Genomic DNA, 23181 nt, shown 5'->3' on the forward strand with positions numbered 1-23181 from the left:
ACCTAGCGTAACATTTCAACCTGACATGTCAATTTAGATAAACGCAACGCTATTTGCGCCGCAATGTTCTTTCCCGCTTCTCGCTGTCAGTCAGCGTAGCCAGGATGGCGCTCTCGGTCGTCATTACATGCGTACGCAAAGCATTTTTCAGCACCTTGGCATCACGCTTCTCGAGCGCCTTAACAATCGTCTCATGTTCACGATGACGCGCATCGGCAGCTTTCTTGTCAAATCCTCTACGCAAAAGATATGTGACGATTTGCAATTGAATTTGAAGTTGTGAAAAGAATCGAACCAGAAACGGATTTCCTGCGGCCGCGACAATCAGCGAATGAAATTCGACGTTCGCACGCACAAATTCCGCAGTGGTGTTCGATCTTCCCAATTTCTGAAGACACTTCCTGATCTCGGAAATATCCTTAGTGGTCGCATTCTCCACCGCCCCCTCTGCTGCAAAATCTTCAAGCGCGCGACGCAGGGCGAAAAGCTGCTGGGTCTGCTCGCGGTCAATGCGATTGACCATGGTTCCGCTTCGGCCCGCTACCGAGAGCAGACCTTCCGTTTGCAGACGCGTAATTGCCTCCTTTACGGGGGTACGGCCAATATCCAGACGCGCGGCGAGAAGGTTGACAGAAGTGCGTTCGCCTGGCCGCAATTCGCTGTTCAACACCAGATCGATAATGCCACCGTAAGCAAGGTCAGCCGCCGATAAGTCCCTTTCGCTATTTGGGGCTCGCTGCAACATCTGGATCCTACTGCCTCCGTAATCCCGCCAGCTTCCTGGCTACAATTCGATATGAATTCATTTTCGAATAAATCCTACCGTAAGCCAATCGCCGGATTTCGGGAAGTGGCGAGTTAACCTCAAGAAATCGCAGCCGCGATTGCCGAACCCACCTCTTCGGTCGAGGCCTTGCCCCCCAAGTCAGGATTATGTGGCCCTTCGCGCAGAACCGTCTCGATTGCAGCCACCACAGCCGCACCAGCCTCCGGATGACCGAGATGCTCAAGCATCATAGCCCCGGACCAAATTTGGCCAATCGGATTGGCGATTTTCCTGCCGTAGATATCCGGTGCCGAACCGTGAACAGGTTCGAACATCGATGGGAATTTCCGCTCCGGATTGATGTTGGCCGCTGGCGCGATGGCAATTGTGCCCGCACAGGCCGGACCCAGATCGGAAAGAATGTCCCCGAACAGGTTGGATCCCACCACAACATCAAAATATTGCGGATTGCGAACAAATTGCGCAGTCAAAATGTCGATATGGTACTGGGCGGTCTTGATGGCTGGGTATTGTTCGGCCATAGCCGCGAACCGTCGGTCCCAGTACGGCATAGTGATCGCGATGCCGTTCGACTTCGTCGCTGACGTAACGTGCTGACGCCGTTTTCCTGCAGCCTCAAAGGCATATTTCAGGATTCGATCGACGCCTTTGCGGGTGAAGACGCTTTCCTGAACCGCGCGCTCATTCTCACCGCCCTCATCCTTGACGCCGCCGATCGACGAATACTCGCCTTCAGTATTCTCGCGGACGATCACCATATCGATGTCCTTAGAGGTACGGTCCGCAAGCGGGCTGCGCACACCAGGCATCAGGCGCACCGGCCGAACGTTGGCATATTGATCGAATTCACGACGAATCGGAATGAGCAGCCCCCAAAGGGAGACATGGTCAGGGACGCCTGGATAACCGACGGCTCCCAGGTAAATAGCGTCATGCTCCTTGATGAGATTGAGTCCATCCTTCGGCATCATCTGCCCGGTCTTATTAAATCTCTCGCAAGACCAGTCCAGTTCGTCCCATTGGAAACCTATGCCGAATTTACTTGCGGCAGCTTCCATGACCTTGATGCCTTCCGGCATCACTTCCTTGCCAATTCCGTCCCCAGCGATGACCGCGATCCGATAAGTCTTGGCCATTACGCCACCGCCTTTGCCTGCAGTGCCGCACGGCGCTGTTCGTAAGCCTGAACATGAACGAAGATGAACTGATGGAGCACGAAATCGACGCCGTGGTGCTTGGCTTTGTTCAGCATGAAACCAAGAATATGATCAGCCTCGATCGAGCCGCCGCGCTCGATGTCACGCAGCATCGAGGCCATGTAGAGCGACGACGTGTCATGAAACAACTGACGGTACTCGGCCAGAAATGCCTCTGATGGTGCATGCCCTTCGCGCCCTGCGATTTCAGCATTCCGCTCAAGAAGCTGTATCATCATTGCAGTGCCATCCTGCGTGCGCGCAATATCGCCGACACTGGCGCGCATTGCACATGTCATCCCCGCGACGGTCGAGAGATGGACCACTTTCTCCCACATCATCTGCATGATGTTTGGAACTGCCGTCGCAAGGACGGAGGTTTTATCGAAAGCCGCCTTGAGACTGAGAACGCGGTCGCTCATCTCCCCGTTTTGCTCACCCATCGTGATGTAGCGCCAATCGTTGAGATGCTTGATCGTGCCGTCGGACGCGAGTGTCGCCGAAATCTTCGCTACGCCACCTAGAACTCGTTCGCGTCCAAATTTTTCGTTCAGAACTTCCATATGCGCAACGCCATTCAACAACGGCAGCACGGCGGTGTTCGACCCGACAAATGGAGCAATGGTCGCAATCGCGCCAGGCAAATCATACGCCTTGCACGTCAGCAGAACTATGTCGTACTGGCCCTTCGCTTCATTCGCGGTAACCGCTTTGACATTCAGATGGCAGTTTCCATACTTGCTCTCTATCCGGAGTCCATCGGTCGTAATTCGCGCCTTTCGCGCTTCACGTACAAGAAATTCGACGTCAGCTCCACTCTCTACGAGTCTACCGCCGAAATAGCCGCCGAGGGCGCCCGCGCCTAAGCAAAGAATGCGCATAAAAACAACTCCTGAATTCCGTTAGCTAAGCTGATCTATATCGTGGATATTAACATGTCAATTTGGCATGTTATTGAAAAGCTCACTCGTCCAGTCTCGCGCCCTTTGTTTCGCCAGCAGCAAGCGCCCCGACCACAAATAGCGCACAGGCCCCACAACAAAATATCGCGAGTGACATAGGGATATTCGCTGTCTCGCGGCTCACGAGCGAGACGACCGTCGGCATCATCCCCCCTAGCGCAAAGCCGATATTCCAGGACAGGCCCGTGCCACTCGCTCGGAGCGCCGTTGGGAAGCGCTCATTGAGAAAGATCGGAACCGGCGCGAGCACCGCGTTACCGAAGAACGAAATGACGAACGCATAAATGGCGATCGTGGTGACGTCCTGTGTCTGGGCCATCCACAGATACATCAGCGGCAGCAGAATAAGACCCGGCAATCCGACTGCGAGGAACGTCGCCCTTCGTCCGATCAAATCGCTGATGAAGCCGACAATGGGTCCACTGATTGTCGCAATGAGGGCCGAACCGATCAAAATAGCCGATATCGAAGAATTCGGTATTTTGCTGATCACCTTTAGGAAGGTCGGCAAATAGCCGGACGTTACATAATACGCTGAACCAGCGCCCGTAGTAATAAGGAGGTTGATCAGCAAGGTGTTTCGAAGCGGCCCTGAAAACAGTTCCCCGACCGGGGATTTTGCCTTTTGCGATCCTCGCGCCGCTGCGCGACGCGAGCTTGCGGCAAGCCAAACCGGCGATTCCTCAAGGTATTTGAAGATCAGAAGACCCAAGGCAGAACTGAGAATGCCTGAATAGAACATCACCCGCCAACCCCAGACATCGAAGTCCGAACCGGGAAAAAGTGTCGTGGCAAACCAGAATGCCAGAGACGCCATAAGCGCACCCAAGCCGGCGCCGCCCCCACCAACCAATCCGGAAACCGCACCGCGCCATTGCTCAGGAACCGATTCCGTCCCAACCGTATGAGTCGTAGCAACGACGCCGCCGACAAAAACGCCCTGGACAAGGCGCAGAACGAGGAAAAGGATAGGAGCGAAAACGCCGGCCTGGGCCAGCGTCGGAAGCAGACCGAAGGCCGCCGTTGCAAGGCCGACGCCGGACACCGCGACGAACATCGCAGATTTTCTGCCATGCCGATCAGCGTAGTTGCCAAAAATTGCCGACCCCACCGGACGCATCAGCAGTGTTACCGTAAAGGACGCATAAACTGCAGCCAGCGAAAGCGTCGCGTGAGTGGAGGGAAAAAACAACTTTCCGATCACCGGCGCGACATAAAGCAAAACGAAAAGATCGAAAAGATCCAGCGACCAGCCAAAACAGGACGCGAATACGGCCATTAGTCGCTGCCGATCCGTCACCCTAACGACTTCGGCCCCATCCGTTGCACTAACCATGCTCATACCTCCCTATTGGCAATCGATAGCTAGACATGAGGATCCTTCAATGTCAAACTAACATGTCAGATTTTAGGTAAGGAGCATATATTGAAGGGGAGAAACCCCACCCCGGACGAAATCAGGGCGGCTCAGCATGACCGGCCGGTTATCGAAGAGATTCGACCAGACCGCACAATTCGCCATATTCCATTGCAGCCCCATCAACTTACGGAGCGGATAACACCGAACGACGACGTATTCATATTAGGCCATGTTGGCGTACCGCGCGCCAAAGCTCAGGACTGGTGGCTTGATATTGCTGGCCTTGTGGAGCGTCCACGGCGCTGGAATCATTCAGAGCTTTCCGCCCTGCCTAAGCGCACGGTGACAGCACTGCATGAATGCGCAGGATTTCCATTGAGACCAGACATTGCAACCCGTCGCTACGCCAATGTCGTATGGGGCGGAGTCGATTTGGCTTCCCTCCTCCACGAGACAGGAGTCAAGCGGGAAGCCAGCTTCCTGTGGTCGTTCGGAGTCGATAAGGGTGTTTTCGAAGACGTGATATCGGGCGTGTATTTGAAAGACATGCCGCTCCACAGACTCGCTGCGGGCGATATCCTTCTTGCTTATGAAATGAACGGAAAACCGCTGGACCAAGAACACGGCTTTCCGTTGCGACTCGTCATTCCCGGCTACTACGGCACGAACTTGGTGAAATGGCTCTACAGGCTCGAGCTCTCAGACCGACGGCCCGACGGTCCTTACACTACGAAATATTATAATGATCCTATACCCCCAAACGCTGATTACCCGTTGGGTGGCACCACACCGCTTTGGGAGCTTCCGCCAGAATCCGTCATCGTATCGCCATCGCCACAGGATAAGCTGGAAAGAACCAACATAGCGATTTGGGGCTGGGCCTGGGCCGGTGCCGGTCTCGCGCAGGTGGAAGTCAGCGTTGACGGAGGAAACCACTGGGCTGCAGCCGAACTTGAGCCTGAAGCCGGCTGGGCATGGCGCCGCTTTACATTTTCATGGCGCCCCGCCAACGTCGGATCTTATTCTCTCGCCTCACGCGCGTTCGATAAACGAGGCCTCAGCCAACCGGTGGATAAGGCACGCAATGCAATTTATTATGTGATGGTGGCGATAGGGTAGTTTTCTGCCGACGTCTTGCGCGAGCCAAGAACACAAGGAGTCGAGCCTGTGACACCGCCAGAGAGAAATTGCGCCGGCAGGTTAGCTCATCAACATCTTGAAACCAGCAGAAGATAGGCTCGCTCTTCGCCGAGGTTCATCATTTCAAGGCGGTCTGTCCGAATAGAATTTTCTTAGACTGCTCATTTACTGTCGGCGCATTTGTGGGATTTATTCTCTTCGCAACATCATACGCCCGGATAGTTGCGGGCCGCGCCTTGATCGTTTCAAACCATCGCCTCAGATATGGAAAATCGTCGAGTTTCTGGCTCTGGCGCTCATAGGGAACGATCCATGGATAGATTGCCATATCCGCAATCGAATATTCTCCTGCGACGAACTTTCTCTCAGACAAGCGCTTGTTTAAGACTCCGTATAGTCGATTAGTCTCGTTCACGTAGCGGTCGATCGCATACTGAATCCTTTCAGCAGTATATCCTGCGAAATGATGGTTCTGCCCGGCCATGGGCCCCAGCCCACCCATCTGCCACATTAGCCATTGCAGGACATCGAAACGTTCGCAGGTCCGAGTCGGCAGAAATTTGCCGGATTTTTCTGCAAGATAAATTAAGATCGCGCCAGATTCGAACAAGGCCAATGGCTCACCGCCATGAATCGGATCATGATCGACAATGGCTGGAATTTTGTTGTTCGGTGAAATCGCCAAATACTCAGGCCTGAATTGTTCACCCTTCCCGATTTCTACGGGCTTCACCAAATAACGCAGGCCCATTTCTTCAAGGCAAAGCGAAATTTTATGCCCGTTTGGCGTGGTCCAATAATAGAGATCGATCATCGTCGCCACCTGCAGTCAATAGTCCCAGATTGGATCAGTTGATATTTCGGCCAAATCAATCACGTTCTGTCCGCCTTGTTCTGATGAGACCGAAGAAACGACACGTAGCCGCCGCGTCGTTTCGTTTTTGATTGGCGAGTCGCAAATATCCATTTTCATCGACTGCTCCATCCCAGCCTCATCGGCAGCTTTAACTAACTTCAAATAACTCACTCGTCTCATTTGCAATACTCGTAAATCAAACTCGAGGCGCATCATCAGCAACAACGAGAAGAGTCAGGCGTCTGATCAGAGGGGCCGCAAGTAACACGAATGGCACCATGATTATCCAGGATATCAACCATGCTTTAGACCACCGAGTGAAGAAGCCCCCTTCTTCAAGTGCATTCAAACTCGCAATACCGCTCGCGACGCCGCTGGTTATTCCAGATTGAATCATCCCGTAGACGAAATGACCAAGCCCACTCGACAACTTCCTCATGTAGTGCGCAACTCGGCTTCTGCGAAACAGCATGCGGGCTTCATTTTGTAGAGAGCGGCCAGGCCGTTTGACACCAGCATCTATTCCTTCGACGGAGAGATAATAAGCGGCACATCAGGCCGCAGCAGAATGACCGCTAAACTTCCGGCAAGCAGGATCCCAATGCCCGACGCAAAAGGCACATTCCAATTTCCCGTACGGTCGATAAGCCAGCCAAAAACCACTGGCGATACGATACCGGAAATGCCAACGCCCATGATCACGTAAGCACTTCCAAGGCCCGCGTAGTCTTTCGAGATATCCATCGGAATGGCGTACATTGGTGCAATCGTCAGCTCGAGAAAGAACATTGCACAAGCTAGCAATGGGACGACGTAGTACAAATCGTTGATGAACATCGTTGGTGTAATGAAAACAGCGGCTCCAACGAGAGATACGGCGATCACGCTGCATCGAGCCAACCGATTGCGTCCCGTTTTTCGTAGGATTCGATCTGATACGACGCCTCCTACGGTGTTACCGATGAGCCCGGCGAAGAACAAAGCGCTCGTCAGAAGTGCTGAGTTTTTTAGATTGGTCCCGTGCTGGTTTACGAAGTAAAGCGGTAGCCAAGATACAAACACCCAGTACGTCCAACCGTACGCGAACATCACCAGCGTTACCGGAAACATACGCTTGGTGAGAACCCATAACGGCGTTTTGGCGCGACGATTGGGCAGTGAGACTGTGAGACCTTCAAGACATCGGGGATCTACACGCGGGTGAGTTCTGGGATCATCCTGGAAAGTCGACCACCAAAAAAAGCACCAAATGAGCGCGCTGGTCCCGCACACGACGAAAGAGACCCGCCAGTCTGCCCAAATGATCAGCGCAGCCACGATGGGAGGAGCAAGTGCCGCTCCAAGGCGCGAAGCGCTATGCGTAATGCCTTGGATATAGCCGAAGCGGTCGGGGGGATACCAATTCCGCATAGCCTGAGTTGCCGCGGGGAACGCAGGACCCTCGCCCAATCCAACGACAAGTCTGGCCACGAAGAGAGTTATAAGACCGCCTGCGAGTCCCGTCGCGATCGTTCCGATGCCGACGACGATCACGCAGACAATCAGAGTTGATTTGGCGCCGAACTTTCTCGCGCCCCAGCCGCCAAATAGGACCGATGCCAAGTAGGCCCAAGAAAATCCGCTGAATATGATGCCCATTTCCGCATTCGTGAGGGAAAAATGATCCTTCACAGAGGCGGCGGCAGCAGAGATATTCACCCGGTCGAGATACATAATCGCAAAGAGAATGCAGAGAAGCGTCGTAACCAGGGTATGAGCACTTATGGATGAGCTTGGTGATGCGGCATTTGCCGCTACACCTTCCGCCTCCCGCGTAATAGCCATTGTTTCTCTCCCGACATATTTTTGATTTTCAAATGCATTGCAGAAGGTGGCCGACTACTCGGCCGCCTCTCCCATTTTGTTGCTCGGAGGAAGATTTCCGTTGAGAGTCTCGATGGCGGCATCGAGACCTCCAGATCGGTAGGGAATTCCGGTCGCCTTCAGACCGACTTCAACGGCCGCAAGTGTGCCCAGCACCGAGGCCGCATTGAAGTCGCCAAGGTGGCCGATGCGGAATACTCGATCCGCAAGAATTCCCAGTCCATTACCCAGCGAAGTATTGGTTCGCTCCAAAATTTCCTTGCGTAACCGGTCAGCGGAATGACCCTCAGGCAGTCTCACCGCCGTTAGCGACGATGAATACTCGGCCGGATTGCGGCACTGAATTTCGAAGCCCCAATGCTCAACCGCGCGGCGTGTCGCCGATGCAGCACGGTCATGCCGAGCGAACACTTCGTCGAGCCCCTCTTCTTCGATCAGGTCGAGCGCGACCTTCAACCCCTGAAGGAGGTTCGTGGATGGTGTGTAAGGGAAATAGCCGGTTGCGTTGGCTGCGAGCATCTCGTTCCAGCCCAAAAAGCTGCGGGGCAACTTTGCCTGCTTCGACGCCTCCAGCGCTTTGTTCGAAATCGCATTGAAGGCAATGCCTGGCGGAAGCATCAATCCCTTTTGCGAACCACCAACTGTGACATCCACACCCCACTCATCATGACGAAAGTCGATCGATCCAAGCGAGGAGATAGTGTCAACCAGTAACAATGCCGGGTGCTTGGCGTTGTCGATGGCCCTTCGTACCGCCGCTATATTAGACACAGCACCCGTGGAGGTTTCATTGTGGACGACTGCCACCGCTTTGAACTTGTGCGCTGTATCGGCGAGAAGAGCAGATTCGAGCGCCTTTGCATCAACGCCGCTTCGCCAATCACCTTTGATAAACTCGGGCTTCAAACCAAGAGCCAAAGTCATCTTGCTCCATAAAGTGGAGAACCATCCGGTTTCATACATCAGCACGTGGTCGCCAGCGGACAACGTATTGACGAGTGCCGCCTCCCAAGCTCCAGTTCCAGAGCAGGGATAAATAATGACGGGCCCCTTCGTCTTGAACACGCCGCGGATACGTTTCAGAACATCCAGGCCGAGTTCACCAAACTCTGGACCGCGATGATCAATCGTTGGTTTTGCAATCGCTGCAAGAATGGGTAGAGGCGTATTCGTCGGCCCCGGAATTTGTAGAAAATGACGTCCCGGCATATGTTTCATGTTTTCCTCCCAGATCGCTGATAACCACTACGCTTACGGCAGCCCGTTTCGGCCGTGCTTGCGGAACGCTGGCCGCTCCGTCATCAGTTCGTAATAAGCAGCGACAGCGGGGTAATCCGGCCGTTTCAAACCGGGATGGGTGAGGTTGAACCAGCGGTTGACGACTAGGCCCACGGGAATATCTGCGATCGTAAAGCGATCGCCCATCACATAGGGCCCGTTCTCCGAGAGGTGCTTGTTCAAGAGACCCATAACGTGAATGAGCTCTTTCTGGCCTTGCTCGATGTACCAAGGATGATCGTACGGGGCTTCCCTTAGTTGACCGCCAAGAAATGCTCCGCGAAGTGCATGCGTGACGTCGTATGCGACCCAATCCATCCACTCCTCGATCGCCTGCCGACCAGCCGGATGTTCTGGGTACAGGTCGGTGGCGCCATGTTTGGCGGCGAGATAGCGAACGATAGTGTTCGACTCCCGCATCACGCGATCGCCGTCGATAATCACCGGGACTTGACCCGTCAGATTAAGCTCGAGGAACTCCGGCGTGTCAGTCGGCATGAAGCCGCGGCCGTAATCCTCTCGCGTGAACGGGATTCCGATTTCGTCGCAGACCCACAAAACCTTGCGAACGTTGAAGGAGTTTGAACGTCCAAGAACGCGAAGAGGGGCTGCTGATTTTGAATGAGAAGTCTGAGGAGACTTACTTGGAGTCAGTGTATCGATCATGAGGTATCTCGCTTCGTTGAGAACCTCCATTGAATGATGAGGTCATTTCAATGTAAAATTGAAAGATCGCATCAACTCATGAGTTTTTATTATGAATGTCGGATTACGTCAGCTGAAGGTGTTTTTGGCAGTTGCCAGACACCGCAGTTTCAGCCGCGCAGCTGAAGACATTGGCTCGTCGCAAAGCGCCGTAAGCCTTGCGATCCGGCAAGTCGAAACCGAACTAGGTGTTAAACTGCTCGACCGCACAACACGACAGGTCCGGTTGACGTCCGTTGGTGAAACATTAGTGGCAACAAGCGCCCGCTTACTCAATGAACTCGACACTGTTTTGCGGGAATTGCGCGATATTGGGGTTCAGCACCGAGGCACAGTTGCAATGGCCTGTGTACCCTCAATTGCACGCAGCTTAATGCCAAGGTGCATCGAATATTGCTCGACGAAATGGCCGAACGTCTCTTTTTCAATAGAAGACGTCGCTGCCAAGGAAGTCGTTCAAAAGGTAGTACGCGGAGAGATTGAGTTTGGAATCTCCAGCGGCTTCATTGCAGAATCTGATCTTGAGATTCATACGCTCATGAACGATCCATTCTTAGTGGTTTGTCGTCGCGATGATGTTTTCGCAAAAAAGCGCGCTATTCCGTGGCCTCGACTGGGCGATCGTCAGCTTGTTATGCTGAACAATACCTCAGGTAGCAGACAGCAAATTATTGACACTCTCGCGCGCCTGAAGATTAACGCGCATATCGTTCTGGAACTTGCTCAGCCGAGCTCCGTCCTGGGAATGGTGGAGGCTGGCCTTGGCGTAGCTGTCGTCCCAGAGATGGTGGCGCCCTACGACAGTCACCCTACCTTAACCACCCGACCGCTGATGCGCCCTCAAACGAGTCGGAATATTCTGCTTTTCAAAAGAAGGGACCGATCACTGTCTCCAGCTGGGCTGGTGGTCTGGCAGACACTCTTTGAGCTCTTTGGAAGCGACACGAAGGGAAAAACAAAAGGAGGCATGGCCCGGAAAAAATGAGGCATGGTGTTTAGCGTTAGAAACGTCGCGGTCGGGTTAAAAATTTGTCCCACGGTTGAGCCTGCCAATGTCCGCTAAGGTCTCTCCCGCGTCAGAGTCAAAGTAAGACGCTGAATAGCCGGTGCAGCGAATAGCACCAAGGGCACCATCAGGGTCCAAGAAATCAGCCAAGACTTCATCCAGTGCGCAAAGAGTCTTTCTCCCTGATAACCGAACGTGGCCACGCCGGCAGCCAAGCCACTCGTGACCCCCGACTGAATCATCCCAAAGACGTAATGACTGTATTTACGTGGGACCAACATCGCTTGCCCTAAGCCGCAGCCTTCTTCCGATTCGCCTCCAAACGCTTGTCGACAAGGGCCACGATGGCGTCGAGCACGGGGTGGCTCATGCCAATCTCGCGGGCCGTCAACTGCACCAGCTTGTCGGCCCGTTCGATGTTCGGCGCGCCGTTGTTGAGCGCGCGCGCGGCGGAGGCCGGGCGTGACAGACTTTCCGCCGCCGCGGCATATTTCTCGAACGGCACCATATCGTCGCGCGAAGCCCCGAGCTTCACGCAGACATCCACCACGAAATTGTAGATCGAGCGCGATTCCTCGAGATTGGAGTGAACCGCCTCCTGCGCGGTGCGCATGCCGTCCGGCGTGATGCAGCGATAGTTGCCCGCCATCAGCATCGCCCATTTCGCGAGCGGCACGAACAGCGAATCGTGGAAGCGCAGCTTCACCGGGAGCTCGATCTTGCCCTCCGGTGCGTCAAAACGTATCGCCTGGATGTCCCGCTCCAGATTGCGGAGGATTTCGTTGCTCGCCTCGTCATCGAAGCGCGCGACCTTGAAGTTGGTCGGCAGCGTCACTTGCAGGACGTTGACCTTCTCCTCCGGCGGGCGGATCGCCTGCGGGTCGGGACTGCACAACGTCAGCCTACCCGGATCGAAATTCGCCCAGACCTCGGGCGCGGTGTAGGCCGGCTTCAACGGCCCGGCGTCGAGGTTTGGGATGCGCTGCATGTAGGGCAGCGGCGGCATGTTCATGATCGACATGCACGGCACCCGCGACTTCGCGACGGCATCGAGCAGTTCGCGCACGCCCGGAGAACCGTATTGCGGCTCCTGCATCGCAAGACCGATCAGGTCGTAGTCTTTGGGGTTCACGTCGGCGGGACCGGCGGCCGAAACCTTGCCCGGCAATTTCCGGGAATCGATCTCGATCTCGTCCTTGCGGCCGCGGATCGGCATTCGCACACGAAAGCCTTCCGCGTTGATGAGATCGGCCTCCGCCGGCAAGCACACCAGCGTGACGTTATGGCCGCCGAACAGAAGTTTCGAGGCCAGCAGTGAGCCGTAAGAGGCTCCGAGGATCAGGATGTTGCGTTTAGACATAAATATTTCCCAGAATACGTCGTTTATTTTGCAACCAGGGCTGCTAGTTCGTTTGCGCTTAAACTACAGTTGCTAGTTCCGACAGCGTATGGATGCGATGGTCTGGTTGAAACCCTAGCTCATCCATCTGGGTACGGATCGCTTTGAACATCGTCACAGGATAGATTGGCGCATTCGGTTTGACTTCCGCCGCCATCGCCTCCGGCGTCACCCTCTCGATCCATGCAACGTTAAGACCGAAGGCTTTGGCGCCCACAACGTCAAACGGATTTGATGAAACGAAGACCACTTCGCTCGGCTGCACCCTGAGTCTTTTTTCAATTAGCGCATAAGCTGCAGGGGCCGGCTTGAAGATTCGCTCGCTGTCGATGCTAATCGTGGCGTCAAGTATGCGGTCAAGGCCCGTATTCTTCACAAGAGGACCCAGCATATCCGAACTGCCATTCGATAGAATAGCGAGCTTGTTCGGCTTTAACGCATCGAGAGCAACCTTCGCATCCGGATAGAGATCAAGATGAACGTACTTGTCCATGATGCGGTCAAACACCGCCTGATCGTAGTTGAGGCCAAGAAGCTTTAGTGAGTAGACCAAAGACTCCCGCGTCACTACAGAGAAATCCACATAACGCTGCATCATGCTGCGTTGCCACGTATATTCGAGCTGCTTCATACGCCAGACTTGCGTAATGACCTCACCATAGCCAGGGAAGGACTCATCCGTTACGGCGGCGACGGATTGGATATCATAAAGTGTGCCGTAGGCGTCGAATACGAAAGCTTTGATAGTCACGGGCAGACCCCTTTTTTTGTTAGGAGCAGGATGGAATGCAGCCCGACGAAATCCGGGCCGCACGGTGTTATGAGGTGGGATCAACGCCGGTGTGGACGCGGACCGTAAAATCCTCAAAACGCGTTTCATTGGCTTTGTCGCGACCGGCGATCAATGAACCGATAACGGCACCGAGGAAACCGAGCGGAAGTGAAACTACCGTTGGATTAACCAGCGGCCACAAAGCATCTGCGCCACGCATTGCCGGCCCTATCATCGCCAGCACGACCGACGAGATAAGACCAAAGCTCATGCCACCGATAACTCCCCCGGTGTTGAACCGCTTCCAGAACAGCGAAAGGATGAGGACTGGGAAGTTGGCGCTGGCCGCAACGCAAATTGCAAGAATCACCAAGACGGCGACGTTAATGCCTTGGGCTAGAATGCCTAGCACGACAGCAAGAATGCCGATCACCACCGCCGAGATGCGAGCAACCATGACTTCGCGCTTAGGATCGATTTTCCCCTGGTTGAGCCAGTTAGTGTAAAAGTCGTGCGCCACAGTGCTTGATGTCGACAGCGTAAGGGCCGAGACAACGGCCAGAATCGTCGCAACAGCGACAGCTGCGACCAGCCCAAGCATCACCTCGCCACCTAGCGTGCCTTTTCCGCCCCCGAGATATTGGGCCAGCAGAGGCAGTGCAAGATTGCCTCCCTTATCTGCTGCGCGAATAACGTCCTGACCAACGAAGTCAGCTGCTGCGAGACCAAAAAGTGTCGTACCCGCGAAGAACAGACCGGCAAGGAACATCACCCAAACGACTGACCGTCGCGCCGTCTTGGCATCCGGCACGGTATAAAACCGTGTCATAACATGAGGGAGTCCCGCGAGACCGAGCACATAGCCAAGTCCAAGGGAAATCTGGTCAAACGGATTTTTAAGGTAGTTGCCGGGCAAAAGGTACTTCGCGCCGTATTTGGCTTCTGCGTTGTCGAACAGGGTCAGCGGATTGAAGTTGACTAGCCGCAGTGCCATTCCCAGCACGAGTGCCCCGGTCGCAAGCATAAAGACGGCCTTGATGATCTGAACCCAAGTGGTGGCGAGCATGCCGCCGAAAGCGACATATACAATCATCGCGATACCGACAAAGATGACGGCCCAGTCATAAGGAATGCCTGTCAACAACCGAACGAGTACTCCAGCGCCCGCCATCTGAGGCATTAGATAGGCGAAATTGACGACAATAGTGCCGGCGATTGTGGCAAGCAGTGAAGACCGCGTCTGCATTCGGCTTCGGATAACGTCACCCAATGTATAGCGGCCGGAATTGCGAAGTGGCTCCGCAACTAAAAAGAGCACAGTGCAGAAAGCGACGAGAGGCCCGATCGCATAGAACGCTCCGTCCATGCCATAAAGCGCCGTCAATCCAGAGAACCCGAGGAAAGCCGCCGCGCTGCACCAGTCGCCAGCCAAAGCAAATCCGTTTTGCGAAGCCGTCAGGCTACTATCCGCTGCGTAGAAGTCCGCGGTTGTCGCTGTACGTCTCCCGGCCCAGTAGGTTATGCCCAGCGTGATAAGGAGAATGAGCGCAAAAATACCGAGGGTAATCATCGATGTTTCCCTGCCGCTTTGAGTTGGGAAACAGCCTTGGCAGCAAGAGGATCAAAGACATCGTTTGCGACGCGAACGTAAATCAGCGCCAGGACCCACGATAGCAGATAGTTTAATGCAATCAGGAGGAAGCCGAGATTGAACGCGCCCCACACGCGCATTCCCATCGTTTCCCTTGCAAATCCGGCAAGTATGACCGGTCCCATGAACGCCACCATGAAGGTGATCGTCATCGGGATCAGATACTTTTTCTTCTCAGCTATCAAAACTCGAATAGAGGCATACGCAGCCCCCGTCAGCGTTATGTCACGCATTGCGCTTCCCCTCGTTGTTCTCTTTTTGAACGAATTATTCGAGTTGCGCGCAGCGGAACATCCGCGCCTCCCGTTTCGCGATTTGATCCCGCTTGTGCGGGTTGGCCGGACAGCGCCGACATTGAACTGTACGAAATCCCCCAAAAGTGACAAAATTGATTAATTCGATGTTCAATATCATTATTTCCGATAGAGAGAGAGTTCCATGAATTTCGACATAGATTGCCTCCGCACATTCCTGATTATTGCTGATACGATGAGCTTTTCACGTGCAGCAGAGTCGGTGGGGCGCACCCAATCGACAGTCAGCCAGCAGATCAACAAGTTGGAAGCTCAGGTCGGCAAGAGTGTCCTCGAGCGCCGCAAGGGCAGAGTCCTTGAGCTAACAAGCGAAGGTACTAAGCTGGTGCAATATGCGCGGCGTATTTTGCAGCTCAACGACGAGGCGTTCGGCTCAATGTCGGATGCGGCTCTCACGAGCTTTGTTAAGCTCGGTGTACCACTCGATTTCTTTGGCCGTGATTTCACCGCTTGGCTGACAGCGTTTAAGCGTTCACATCCGATGGTAGGACTGGAGGTGGAGGCTAACCAGTCAGAGAACCTGCTCAAACGTACAGAGCGTAGCGAGTTCGATCTTGCCTTCTTCAAGCAAGATGCAGGAGCTTCACACGGCACGGTGGTACTCAAAGAACAATTGGTTTGGGTGAGCGGACCATCTTTTGTGCCCGAACGCGAAGGATCGCTGCCCCTGATTCTCTTTCCGGAAGGCTGTGCTTATCGTCGTTCGGCGCAAACAGCTATGAAGAGAGAAGGACGCACCTGGCACAGGAGTTTCGTCGGACCGAGCTTTGAATGTCTGCGGGCCGCTACTATTGAAGGAATGGGAGCCACTGTATTAGCTAGAGCGCTGGTCGAAGCGCCTCTGCGCGTTCTAGGACCTCGTTCAGGACTTCCGCCATTACCGAGCGTGGAAGTAGTTTATGCTTATGGCCGCCGCGCCAACTCACGGGTCGTTTCTGAATTAGCTTTGTTTTTGGCCGACTGCCTCAGTAATTCGGGAGTAAGCAGACCCCCCCAACGCCCCCTCCAACTATCAAGAGCACGAAACACCGCGGCGCGACTGTAACGAGTTGCGTGCGCATTAGAAACATTGCTTACCAAGGCAGCGTTTTGTCGGTGTCTACTCTTGTGCCTTCGCGCGTAAGATTTTGCTGGATTCACACTTGATGTTGGTGGCGGACACTCAGGGAATGAGTCTCCTACATGACCCTTTCTTAAGCTCGCATGCATAATTGATGAGTTCGTGCAAACGAGGGATGTTCGTTGTCATTATTTGGTGTATTTATTTTGGGTCGCGTCTTCAGCGTTCGTGAACGCCTGCTTCAGCCGAATAATGGCGATAGTGATGTCTGCAATGAAGCGGTTGTACAGGAATAGAAGTCCGGTAAGCCCCGCAATTTGCTCCGCTGAGAGCTTCTCCGTCATATTCCGCCAGGCCACGCCAGCGACTTCATCAAAGCCCTTGACGTGATCCCGCGCGATTTTACGAATGCGGCGGGCCGTTTCCTCATATTCGGCGGACAAGACGACCGGTTGCAAAGAGTCCTTGAACGCCAATTCCAAGTAGTCCGGCCAACGCCCCAGCACACGGTAGTCGCTGGCGGGACCGTGATGCAAAGACGCATCCCGAAGATTTCGTAGGATTGTCTGGGTCCGCTCATCGGCTTGATCGGGATCGAGGAGGTTAAACTTCTTCACTCCGGCTGGCAGGCCGTAAGGAATTTTTTGGGCGTCGCGACCGCTCAGCTTTGCAAAATTTCGCCCGCCTGCATTACGCTCGTGCCAGGCCTCGTTGAAGGCGGTGATGAGGATGAGATATTTCGGATTTCCGTAGTTCAGCAGATCGAGTGACGTTTTCAATTCTTCGATGTCGGCTTCTTTCCAACCCATCGCCAGCAACTTGGGCGTCGGATTCGGCATCACGGGACCGGGCACGATCGCGTTCAGACGAACGAGATCAGCGCCGTCCTCAGCATAGCGGGTCGAAATATGTGGCTTGAGAGCGGCCCACGCGTCGGGAATGAAATCAGGAAATTGCGACATCACCCGAATGGCGAAGGCGACCCATGGCACGCGAAGCGTTTTGTGAATGTCCTCGTAAACGTCGGCGAGTGCTCCGGATGCCTGACCATGGTCGACCTGAGGAAACTTGGCCAATATCGTTTTGACTGACATCTTCATCTCCTGTGCGAACGACGATGAATTGGTGCCTTACTTGATGAGACCGGCGCCGCGCGCCCACTTGTACTTCGCACCGAGCACTTCCACGGGAAGTTCGGTCGAGTACGCATAGGCCGGGATGCCATTCTGGTAGAGATATTCGGAGGCTTCCTCGACTTCGACGTCGCCTGCGAGCGATGCGACCATCGGCTTCTCGAAGCCTTGGGCCTTCATCTCATTCTTGATCTGAACCATGTTCTTCGCGAACACCATCGGCGGGGTGACGATCGTGTGCCAGTAGCCGAGGATCAGCGAGTGGATGCGATCATCGGTGAGGCCGAGCTTCACGGTGTTGACGTAGGTGATCGGCGGCTCGCCACCAGTGATGTCAACCGGGTTGCCCGAAGCGCCGAACGGCGGAATGAACTTCCGGAACGCCGCGTCGAGATCGGCAGGCATGGCCATCAGCGACAGGCCGTTGTCCACCACAGCGTCCGACAGCAGCACGCCCGAACCACCGGCACCCGTGATGATGAGGACGTTTTCGCCCTTCGGGGTCGGCAGCAACGGTACGCCGCGTGCGAACTCGAGGAGCTGGCGCAGCGAACGGGCGCGGATAACGCCGGACTGCTTGAAGACATCCTCGTAGATCTTGTCGTTACCGGCAAGGGCGCCGGTGTGCGACGCCGCTGCCTTGGCGCCCGCTGACGTGCGGCCACCCTTCAGCACGATGACCGGCTTCTTCTTCGACACGCGCTTGGCGGCGTTCGCGAAGGCGCGACCATCCTTCAAGTCTTCGCAATGCATCGCGATGACGTTGGTGTTCTTGTCCTGCTCGAAGAAGGCGAGCAGATCGTCTTCGTCGATGTCCGACTTGTTGCCGAGACCGACGATCGCGGAGACGCCCATCTTCGCCGAACGCGAGAAGCCGATGATCGCCATGCCGATGCCGCCGGACTGCGACGACAGCGCCGCCGAACCCTTGACGTCGAAGGCGGTGCAGAAGGTCGCGCAGAGGTTGGCCGGGGTGTAGTAGAAGCCGTAAATGTTCGGCCCCATCAGGCGGATGTCGTACTTCTGGCCGATCTTGACGATCTCTTCCTGAAGCTCAGGCTCGTTCGCTTCGGCGAAGCCCGACGGAATAAGAACGGCGCCAGGAATCTTCTTCTCGCCGCACTCGGTCAGAGCGCCGGCCACAAACTTCGCTGGGATCGCGAACACAGCGACGTCGACGACGCCAGGGATGTCCTTGACGCTCTTGTAGGCCTTGTGGCCGAGAATTTCGGCTGCCTTCGGGTGGACCGGATAGATCTCGCCCTTGTAGCCGCCGTTGATGAGGTTCTTCATCACGGAGTTGCCGATCTTGCCGTCTTCGGCCGATGCGCCGATGACCGCTACTGACTTTGGCATCATGATGCGATTCATCGCCTTGACGATTTCCTCGTCCGAACGAGGAGCAGCCTTCGGCTTGTAGTTGAAGTCGACGACGATGCGCACGTCGGCGGCAATCGCGTCCTTCTTGGTGGCGAACACCGGGTTGAGATCGAGCTCGACGATTTCAGGGAAGTCGGTCACGAGCTGCGAGACGCCGACGATGATGTTGGCCAGCGCGTCACGGTTCACCGGATCGCCGCCACGAACGCCGTGCAGCATTTCCTTGGCCTGGATGCCGTCGAGCATCGACAGGGCGTCTTCCTTGGTCGCGGGAGCGAGGCGGAAGGTAATGTCCTTGAGCACTTCGACGAGAACGCCGCCGAGGCCGAAGGCAACGAGCTTGCCGAACGAATCGTCGGTGATCGAACCGACGATGACTTCGGTGCCGCCCATCAGCATCTGCTGAACCTGAATGCCTTCGATCTTCGCATCGGCCTTGTACTTCTTGGCATTCGCGAGAATCTGGTCGTACGCAGCCTTCGCAGCCGCGTCGTCCTTGACGCCGACCACGACGCCGCCGGCTTCGGTCTTGTGCAGAATGTCGGGCGAGACGATCTTCATGACGACCGGATAGCCCATCTTGCTGGCGAGCTTGGTCGCTTCGTCGGCCGACTTGGCCACGCCTTCGCCGGGGACGGCGATGCCGTACGCGTCACAAACCAGTTTGCCTTCCGGCGCGGTGAGGCTGTCACGGCCATCAGCCTTGACCTTGTCCAGAACCTTGCGAACGGATGCTTTGTCGATTGCCCCCATAGACGAACGAACTCCCTGGATTGTTTGATGTTTACTTCAATGGATTATGATTGTTTTTCAGTGATCCCAGATCGGATCGACTAAAGCTTCCGCCCTCCGCACGACCTCCAATCTATCCTCCTGAGTTGAAAGCATGGCAAATGCTCGAAGAAGACGAAGACGAAGATCAGTCTCAGCCGTGGAAGGCTTTAAATCAACAATCCCGCTTTGCTTAGAATTTGAAAAAGAGCTTATGAGACGTAGATGTGTCACTGCTAACAGCCGCACGTCAGTGCAGTCCTCCTATAGGTGATGATCAAGGCTCGTCGTGCGCTATAAGAAGCGTCAGCCGGTGGATGAGAGGCGCCGCAAGCAACACCAACGGCATCATCAGCGTCCACGAGATGATCCAGGCGTTGACCCAGCGCGTGAGAAATAGTCCATGTTCCAGATAACCAACGCTTGCAATACCGCTCGCCACGCCGCTCGTGAGTCCGGACTGAATGGTGCCATACACAAAATGACCGAATCGGCGAGGCAACTTTTTCATGTAACTTCCGCTTGTTGTTCGCTTGTAAACCTGATGGCGTTTTGAAGAAGCCAATTAGTTGACAGCCTGTGTCGGTATTCCGTTAGTGGTTTACGCCTACATTCCCTTGACGATGTTCTCGGCCATCTTCTTGGCATCGCCGAGCAGCATCATCGTGTTGTCACGATAGAACAGCGGGTTGTCGACGCCGGCATAGCCGGAGGCGAGCGAGCGCTTGATGAACATCACTGTGCCGGCCTTCCAGACCTGCAGCACGGGCATGCCGTAGATCGGCGACTTCGGATCTTCTTCCGCCGCCGGGTTGGTAACGTCGTTGGCGCCGATCACGAAGGCCACGTCGGCCTGCGCGAATTCCGAGTTGATGTCCTCGAGCTCGAACACCTCGTCGTAAGGCACGTTGGCTTCCGCCAGCAGCACGTTCATGTGGCCTGGCATGCGGCCCGCGACCGGATGGATGGCGTACTTCACTTCGACGCCTTCTTTCTTCAGCGTATCCGCCATTTCGCGAAGCGCGTGCTGAGCCTGCGCGACCGCCATGCCGTAACCCGGCACGATGATGACCTTCTGCGCGTTCTTCATGATGAAGGCCGCGTCGTCGGCCGAGCCGAGCTTGACCGGACGTGCCTCTCCGCCGCCTGCGGCAGCCGCTGCTCCGCCGGAATCGCCGCCGAAGCCGCCGAGGATGACCGAGATGAAGGAGCGATTCATCGCGTGGCACATGATGTAGGACAGGATCGCGCCCGACGAGCCGACCAGCGCGCCGGTGATGATGAGCGCCGAGTTGCCGAGCGTGAAGCCGATGCCGGCCGCGGCCCAACCCGAATAGGAGTTGAGCATCGAGATCACCACCGGCATGTCGGCGCCGCCGATCGGGATGATCAGCAGCACGCCGAGCACCAGCGCGATGATGGTGATGAGCCAGAAGTCCACCGCGCTCTGCGAGACGATCAGACCGTAGATGAAGAACACCAGCGCCAGCGCCAGCGCGATGTTGATGATGTGACGCGCCGGCAGGATGATGGGCGCGCCGCTCATGCGGCCCGACAGCTTCATGAATGCGATCACCGAGCCGGTGAAGGTCAGCGCGCCGATGGCGACGCCGAGGGACATCTCGATGAGGCTCTGGGCGTGGATTGAACCATGGGTACCGATGCCGAAGGCGGTCGGCGCGTAGAACGCACCGGCCGCGACCAGCACCGCGGCCATGCCGACCAGCGAGTGAAAGGCAGCGACCAGTTCAGGCATCGAGGTCATCGGCACGCGCTTGGCGATCACCGCACCAATGCTGCCGCCGATGGCGACGCCGAGGATCACCAGGATCCAACCGGTGGCGCTGGTCGGCGGATGCGCCGCAAGCGTGGTGGCGACCGCAATCGCCATACCGATCATGCCGAAGAAGTTGCCCTGGCGCGAAGAGGCCGGACTTGAAAGTCCGCGCAGCGACAGGATGAAGAGAACACCTGCCACCAGATAGAGCAGCGCCGAAAGATTAGCGTTCATGGCTTAGCCCCTGCTCACTTCTGCTTTTTCTTGTACATCGCCAGCATGCGCTGGGTGACAAGGAAGCCGCCAAAAATATTGATGCATGCAAAAACCAGCGCGATGAAGCCGAAGGCACGCGCCCACAGCGGGCCGTTGTCGTCGCCGACAAGTGCCACGCCGACCGCGAGCAGCGCACCAACCACGATCACCGAGGAGATCGCGTTGGTCACCGACATCAGCGGCGTGTGCAGCGCGGGCGTCACCGACCACACCACGAAATAGCCCACGAACACCGCGAGCACGAAGATCGACAGCCGGAACACGAACGGGTCGACAATCTCAAGACCATGCATGGCTGGACTCCTTACGCCTTCGGCTGGAAGTTCGGGTGGATGACGGCGCCGTCCTTGGTCAGCGCGGTGGCTTTGACCAGTTCGTCGTCCCACTTCACGGCCAGTGATTTGGTTTCCTTATCGAACATCGTCTCGATGAACGACTGCAGGTTGCGTGCGTACAGGCTTGAGGCCGAAGCCGCGACCTTACCCGCGAGGTTGGTGTACCCGATGATCTTGACGCCGTTGACCTCGGCGATCTCGTTCACCTTCGCGCCCTCGACGTTGCCGCCGCGCTCGACCGCGAGATCGACCAGCACCGAACCGGGCTTCATCGACGCGACCATGTCGGCGGTGACAAGCTTCGGAGCCGGACGGCCCGGGATCAGCGCCGTGGTGATGATGATGTCCTGCTTCTTGATGTGCTCGGCGGTGAGCGCGGCCTGCTTGGCCTGATACTCCTTGGACATTTCCTTGGCGTAGCCGCCCGCCGTCTGCGCGTTCTTGAACTCTTCGTCTTCGACCGCGAGGAACTTGGCGCCGAGGCTTTCGACCTGCTCCTTCGTCGCGGGGCGAACGTCGGTGGCGGAGACGACGGCGCCGAGGCGGCGCGCGGTCGCGATCGCCTGGAGGCCGGCAACGCCGACACCCATCACGAACACCTTGGCGGCCGGCACGGTGCCCGCAGCGGTCATCATCATCGGGAAGGCGCGGCCGAAGGATTCGGCGGCCTCGATCACGGCGCGATAGCCCGCTAGGTTCGCCTGAGAGGACAGCACGTCCATCACCTGCGCGCGGGTGATGCGCGGCATCAACTCCATCGCAAAGCCCGACACGCCGGCGGCGGCCATCGCCTTGAGCGCGGCTTCGTTGCCGTACGGATCCATGATCGCGAGTACGAGCGCGCCCTTTTTATAGGTCGCGAGTTCGCTGGCTTCCGGACGCTTCACCTTGATGACGATGTCGGCGTCCTTCACGGCGTCTGCGCTGACCACGGCGCCCATGGCTTCGTAGTCGGCGTCCAGCAGGCCGGACTTGATGCCCGCGCCCGGCTCGATCGCAACGTCGATCCCCAGCGCCTTGTACTTCTTCACGGTATCCGGCGTCGCCGCAACACGCGGCTCCCCACCATCAACCTCATGAGCTATCCCTAACTTCATAAAGCCTCCCGCCGCAAGGCAACCCTCGCTGACACGATCGGCACTATCGGCGTGAACCGGCCG

The 23181-nt window shown here is 56.0% G+C and carries 24 protein-coding genes; 3 read left to right on the forward strand and 21 right to left on the reverse strand.

The window, feature by feature from the left end; translation table 11 throughout:
* Positions 1–49: 49 nt before the first annotated feature.
* The 4 genes from AFIDRAFT_RS06210 to AFIDRAFT_RS06225 form a co-directional block, all read right to left on the reverse strand.
* Complete coding sequence (locus tag AFIDRAFT_RS06210) at positions 50–745, reverse strand: GntR family transcriptional regulator (RefSeq protein ID WP_002718140.1); 696 nt, start codon at positions 743–745, stop codon at positions 50–52.
* A 119-nt stretch (positions 746–864) separates the two neighbouring features.
* Positions 865–1923 (reverse strand): tartrate dehydrogenase, encoded by a 1059-nt coding sequence (locus AFIDRAFT_RS06215; RefSeq protein ID WP_002718139.1) that lies wholly within the window; start codon positions 1921–1923, stop codon positions 865–867.
* Entirely contained in the window at positions 1923–2864 is a 942-nt protein-coding gene (locus AFIDRAFT_RS06220) for a ketopantoate reductase family protein (RefSeq protein ID WP_002718138.1), read from the reverse strand. Before AFIDRAFT_RS06220 ends, AFIDRAFT_RS06215 begins: the two co-directional genes overlap by 1 nt.
* Positions 2865–2946: 82 nt before the next feature.
* Positions 2947–4281, reverse strand: a complete 1335-nt coding sequence (locus AFIDRAFT_RS06225) for an MFS transporter (RefSeq protein ID WP_002718137.1) — start codon at positions 4279–4281, stop codon at positions 2947–2949.
* Between the two features lie 90 nt (positions 4282–4371).
* Between AFIDRAFT_RS06225 and AFIDRAFT_RS06230 the strand changes: the two genes are divergently transcribed.
* Complete coding sequence (locus AFIDRAFT_RS06230; protein WP_002718136.1) at positions 4372–5424, forward strand: molybdopterin-dependent oxidoreductase; 1053 nt, start codon at positions 4372–4374, stop codon at positions 5422–5424.
* Positions 5425–5563: 139 nt separating this feature from the next.
* Here AFIDRAFT_RS06230 and AFIDRAFT_RS06235 read toward each other — a convergent pair whose 3' ends face one another.
* The 6 genes from AFIDRAFT_RS06235 to AFIDRAFT_RS06255 are packed head-to-tail and all read right to left on the reverse strand — an operon-like array spanning position 5564 to position 10108.
* Complete coding sequence (locus tag AFIDRAFT_RS06235) at positions 5564–6259, reverse strand: glutathione S-transferase N-terminal domain-containing protein (RefSeq protein ID WP_002718135.1); 696 nt, start codon at positions 6257–6259, stop codon at positions 5564–5566.
* A 15-nt stretch (positions 6260–6274) separates the two neighbouring features.
* Entirely contained in the window at positions 6275–6517 is a 243-nt protein-coding gene (locus AFIDRAFT_RS06240; protein WP_156786851.1) for a hypothetical protein, read from the reverse strand.
* Positions 6498–6773: a DUF2798 domain-containing protein gene (locus tag AFIDRAFT_RS19375; protein ID WP_349509552.1), complete on the reverse strand. Its 276-nt coding sequence runs from the start codon at positions 6771–6773 to the stop codon at positions 6498–6500. Before AFIDRAFT_RS19375 ends, AFIDRAFT_RS06240 begins: the two co-directional genes overlap by 20 nt.
* A 47-nt stretch (positions 6774–6820) precedes the next feature.
* Positions 6821–8125: an MFS transporter gene (locus tag AFIDRAFT_RS06245; RefSeq protein WP_002718134.1), complete on the reverse strand. Its 1305-nt coding sequence runs from the start codon at positions 8123–8125 to the stop codon at positions 6821–6823.
* Positions 8126–8179: 54 nt separating this feature from the next.
* Positions 8180–9382 carry a pyridoxal-phosphate-dependent aminotransferase family protein gene (locus tag AFIDRAFT_RS06250; RefSeq protein WP_002718133.1) on the reverse strand — a complete coding sequence of 401 codons (1203 nt, stop codon included), beginning with the start codon at positions 9380–9382 and terminating at the stop codon, positions 8180–8182.
* 33 nt (positions 9383–9415) lie between these two features.
* Positions 9416–10108, reverse strand: coding sequence for a glutathione S-transferase family protein (locus AFIDRAFT_RS06255; protein ID WP_002718132.1), 693 nt, complete (start codon positions 10106–10108; stop codon positions 9416–9418).
* 91 nt (positions 10109–10199) lie between these two features.
* Between AFIDRAFT_RS06255 and AFIDRAFT_RS06260 the strand changes: the two genes are divergently transcribed.
* Complete coding sequence (locus AFIDRAFT_RS06260; protein ID WP_002718131.1) at positions 10200–11132, forward strand: LysR family transcriptional regulator; 933 nt, start codon at positions 10200–10202, stop codon at positions 11130–11132.
* A gap of 74 nt (positions 11133–11206) precedes the next feature.
* Here the strand turns inward: AFIDRAFT_RS06260 and AFIDRAFT_RS06265 are convergent, their stop codons facing one another.
* From AFIDRAFT_RS06265 to AFIDRAFT_RS06285, 5 genes are all read right to left on the reverse strand, one after another.
* Positions 11207–11434, reverse strand: a complete 228-nt coding sequence (locus AFIDRAFT_RS06265) for a DUF2798 domain-containing protein (protein WP_002718130.1) — start codon at positions 11432–11434, stop codon at positions 11207–11209.
* Positions 11435–11442: 8 nt separating this feature from the next.
* Entirely contained in the window at positions 11443–12513 is a 1071-nt protein-coding gene (locus AFIDRAFT_RS06270; RefSeq protein WP_002718129.1) for a ketopantoate reductase family protein, read from the reverse strand.
* Between the two features lie 58 nt (positions 12514–12571).
* The gene (locus AFIDRAFT_RS06275; RefSeq protein WP_009338381.1) at positions 12572–13303 is read right to left on the reverse strand and encodes a haloacid dehalogenase type II; all 732 of its coding nucleotides are present in this window, start codon (positions 13301–13303) and stop codon (positions 12572–12574) included.
* A gap of 67 nt (positions 13304–13370) precedes the next feature.
* Entirely contained in the window at positions 13371–14894 is a 1524-nt protein-coding gene (locus AFIDRAFT_RS06280) for a solute symporter family protein (RefSeq protein WP_009338382.1), read from the reverse strand.
* The gene (locus AFIDRAFT_RS06285) at positions 14891–15208 is read right to left on the reverse strand and encodes a DUF485 domain-containing protein (protein WP_002718126.1); all 318 of its coding nucleotides are present in this window, start codon (positions 15206–15208) and stop codon (positions 14891–14893) included. The genes AFIDRAFT_RS06280 and AFIDRAFT_RS06285 overlap by 4 nt, the downstream gene beginning before the upstream one ends.
* A 205-nt stretch (positions 15209–15413) precedes the next feature.
* Between AFIDRAFT_RS06285 and AFIDRAFT_RS06290 the strand changes: the two genes are divergently transcribed.
* Positions 15414–16334 (forward strand): LysR substrate-binding domain-containing protein, encoded by a 921-nt coding sequence (locus AFIDRAFT_RS06290; RefSeq protein ID WP_009338383.1) that lies wholly within the window; start codon positions 15414–15416, stop codon positions 16332–16334.
* A gap of 203 nt (positions 16335–16537) precedes the next feature.
* On the opposite strand, the gene AFIDRAFT_RS06295 is transcribed toward AFIDRAFT_RS06290, so the two are convergent.
* The 6 genes from AFIDRAFT_RS06295 to AFIDRAFT_RS06320 form a co-directional block, all read right to left on the reverse strand.
* Positions 16538–17443: a halocarboxylic acid dehydrogenase DehI family protein gene (locus AFIDRAFT_RS06295; RefSeq protein WP_002718124.1), complete on the reverse strand. Its 906-nt coding sequence runs from the start codon at positions 17441–17443 to the stop codon at positions 16538–16540.
* Between the two features lie 36 nt (positions 17444–17479).
* Positions 17480–19615, reverse strand: a complete 2136-nt coding sequence (locus AFIDRAFT_RS06300) for an acetate--CoA ligase family protein (RefSeq protein WP_009338384.1) — start codon at positions 19613–19615, stop codon at positions 17480–17482.
* Between the two features lie 295 nt (positions 19616–19910).
* A complete protein-coding gene (locus tag AFIDRAFT_RS06305) occupies positions 19911–20144 on the reverse strand; it encodes a DUF2798 domain-containing protein (protein ID WP_002718122.1) in 234 nt (77 codons plus the stop codon).
* 96 nt (positions 20145–20240) lie between these two features.
* Complete coding sequence (locus tag AFIDRAFT_RS06310) at positions 20241–21644, reverse strand: NAD(P)(+) transhydrogenase (Re/Si-specific) subunit beta (RefSeq protein WP_002718121.1); 1404 nt, start codon at positions 21642–21644, stop codon at positions 20241–20243.
* A gap of 14 nt (positions 21645–21658) precedes the next feature.
* The gene (locus AFIDRAFT_RS06315; protein WP_002718120.1) at positions 21659–21979 is read right to left on the reverse strand and encodes a proton-translocating transhydrogenase family protein; all 321 of its coding nucleotides are present in this window, start codon (positions 21977–21979) and stop codon (positions 21659–21661) included.
* Positions 21980–21990: 11 nt separating this feature from the next.
* Positions 21991–23118: a Re/Si-specific NAD(P)(+) transhydrogenase subunit alpha gene (locus AFIDRAFT_RS06320; protein ID WP_002718119.1), complete on the reverse strand. Its 1128-nt coding sequence runs from the start codon at positions 23116–23118 to the stop codon at positions 21991–21993.
* Positions 23119–23181 lie beyond the last annotated feature (63 nt).

The sequence above is a fragment of the Afipia sp. 1NLS2 genome (genome assembly GCF_000178995.1).
In the GTDB taxonomy this organism is placed as follows: domain Bacteria; phylum Pseudomonadota; class Alphaproteobacteria; order Rhizobiales; family Xanthobacteraceae; genus Afipia.

Coding starts and splice junctions, on each gene's coding strand:
- AFIDRAFT_RS06285 (WP_002718126.1), bottom strand. CDS start 15,208: ATGCGTGACATAACGCTGACGGGGGCTGCGTATGCCTCTATTCGAGTT.
- AFIDRAFT_RS06295 (WP_002718124.1), bottom strand. CDS start 17,443: ATGTCAGTCAAAACGATATTGGCCAAGTTTCCTCAGGTCGACCATGGT.
- AFIDRAFT_RS06220 (WP_002718138.1), bottom strand. CDS start 2,864: ATGCGCATTCTTTGCTTAGGCGCGGGCGCCCTCGGCGGCTATTTCGGC.
- AFIDRAFT_RS06300 (WP_009338384.1), bottom strand. CDS start 19,615: ATGGGGGCAATCGACAAAGCATCCGTTCGCAAGGTTCTGGACAAGGTC.
- AFIDRAFT_RS06210 (WP_002718140.1), bottom strand. CDS start 745: ATGTTGCAGCGAGCCCCAAATAGCGAAAGGGACTTATCGGCGGCTGAC.
- AFIDRAFT_RS06225 (WP_002718137.1), bottom strand. CDS start 4,281: ATGGTTAGTGCAACGGATGGGGCCGAAGTCGTTAGGGTGACGGATCGG.
- AFIDRAFT_RS06310 (WP_002718121.1), bottom strand. CDS start 21,644: ATGAACGCTAATCTTTCGGCGCTGCTCTATCTGGTGGCAGGTGTTCTC.
- AFIDRAFT_RS06245 (WP_002718134.1), bottom strand. CDS start 8,125: ATGGCTATTACGCGGGAGGCGGAAGGTGTAGCGGCAAATGCCGCATCA.
- AFIDRAFT_RS06315 (WP_002718120.1), bottom strand. CDS start 21,979: ATGCATGGTCTTGAGATTGTCGACCCGTTCGTGTTCCGGCTGTCGATC.
- AFIDRAFT_RS06215 (WP_002718139.1), bottom strand. CDS start 1,923: ATGGCCAAGACTTATCGGATCGCGGTCATCGCTGGGGACGGAATTGGC.
- AFIDRAFT_RS06240 (WP_156786851.1), bottom strand. CDS start 6,517: ATGATGCGCCTCGAGTTTGATTTACGAGTATTGCAAATGAGACGAGTG.
- AFIDRAFT_RS06320 (WP_002718119.1), bottom strand. CDS start 23,118: ATGAAGTTAGGGATAGCTCATGAGGTTGATGGTGGGGAGCCGCGTGTT.
- AFIDRAFT_RS06270 (WP_002718129.1), bottom strand. CDS start 12,513: ATGTCTAAACGCAACATCCTGATCCTCGGAGCCTCTTACGGCTCACTG.
- AFIDRAFT_RS06290 (WP_009338383.1), top strand. CDS start 15,414: ATGAATTTCGACATAGATTGCCTCCGCACATTCCTGATTATTGCTGAT.
- AFIDRAFT_RS19375 (WP_349509552.1), bottom strand. CDS start 6,773: ATGCTGTTTCGCAGAAGCCGAGTTGCGCACTACATGAGGAAGTTGTCG.
- AFIDRAFT_RS06305 (WP_002718122.1), bottom strand. CDS start 20,144: ATGAAAAAGTTGCCTCGCCGATTCGGTCATTTTGTGTATGGCACCATT.
- AFIDRAFT_RS06250 (WP_002718133.1), bottom strand. CDS start 9,382: ATGAAACATATGCCGGGACGTCATTTTCTACAAATTCCGGGGCCGACG.
- AFIDRAFT_RS06265 (WP_002718130.1), bottom strand. CDS start 11,434: ATGTTGGTCCCACGTAAATACAGTCATTACGTCTTTGGGATGATTCAG.
- AFIDRAFT_RS06260 (WP_002718131.1), top strand. CDS start 10,200: ATGAATGTCGGATTACGTCAGCTGAAGGTGTTTTTGGCAGTTGCCAGA.
- AFIDRAFT_RS06255 (WP_002718132.1), bottom strand. CDS start 10,108: ATGATCGATACACTGACTCCAAGTAAGTCTCCTCAGACTTCTCATTCA.
- AFIDRAFT_RS06280 (WP_009338382.1), bottom strand. CDS start 14,894: ATGATTACCCTCGGTATTTTTGCGCTCATTCTCCTTATCACGCTGGGC.
- AFIDRAFT_RS06235 (WP_002718135.1), bottom strand. CDS start 6,259: ATGATCGATCTCTATTATTGGACCACGCCAAACGGGCATAAAATTTCG.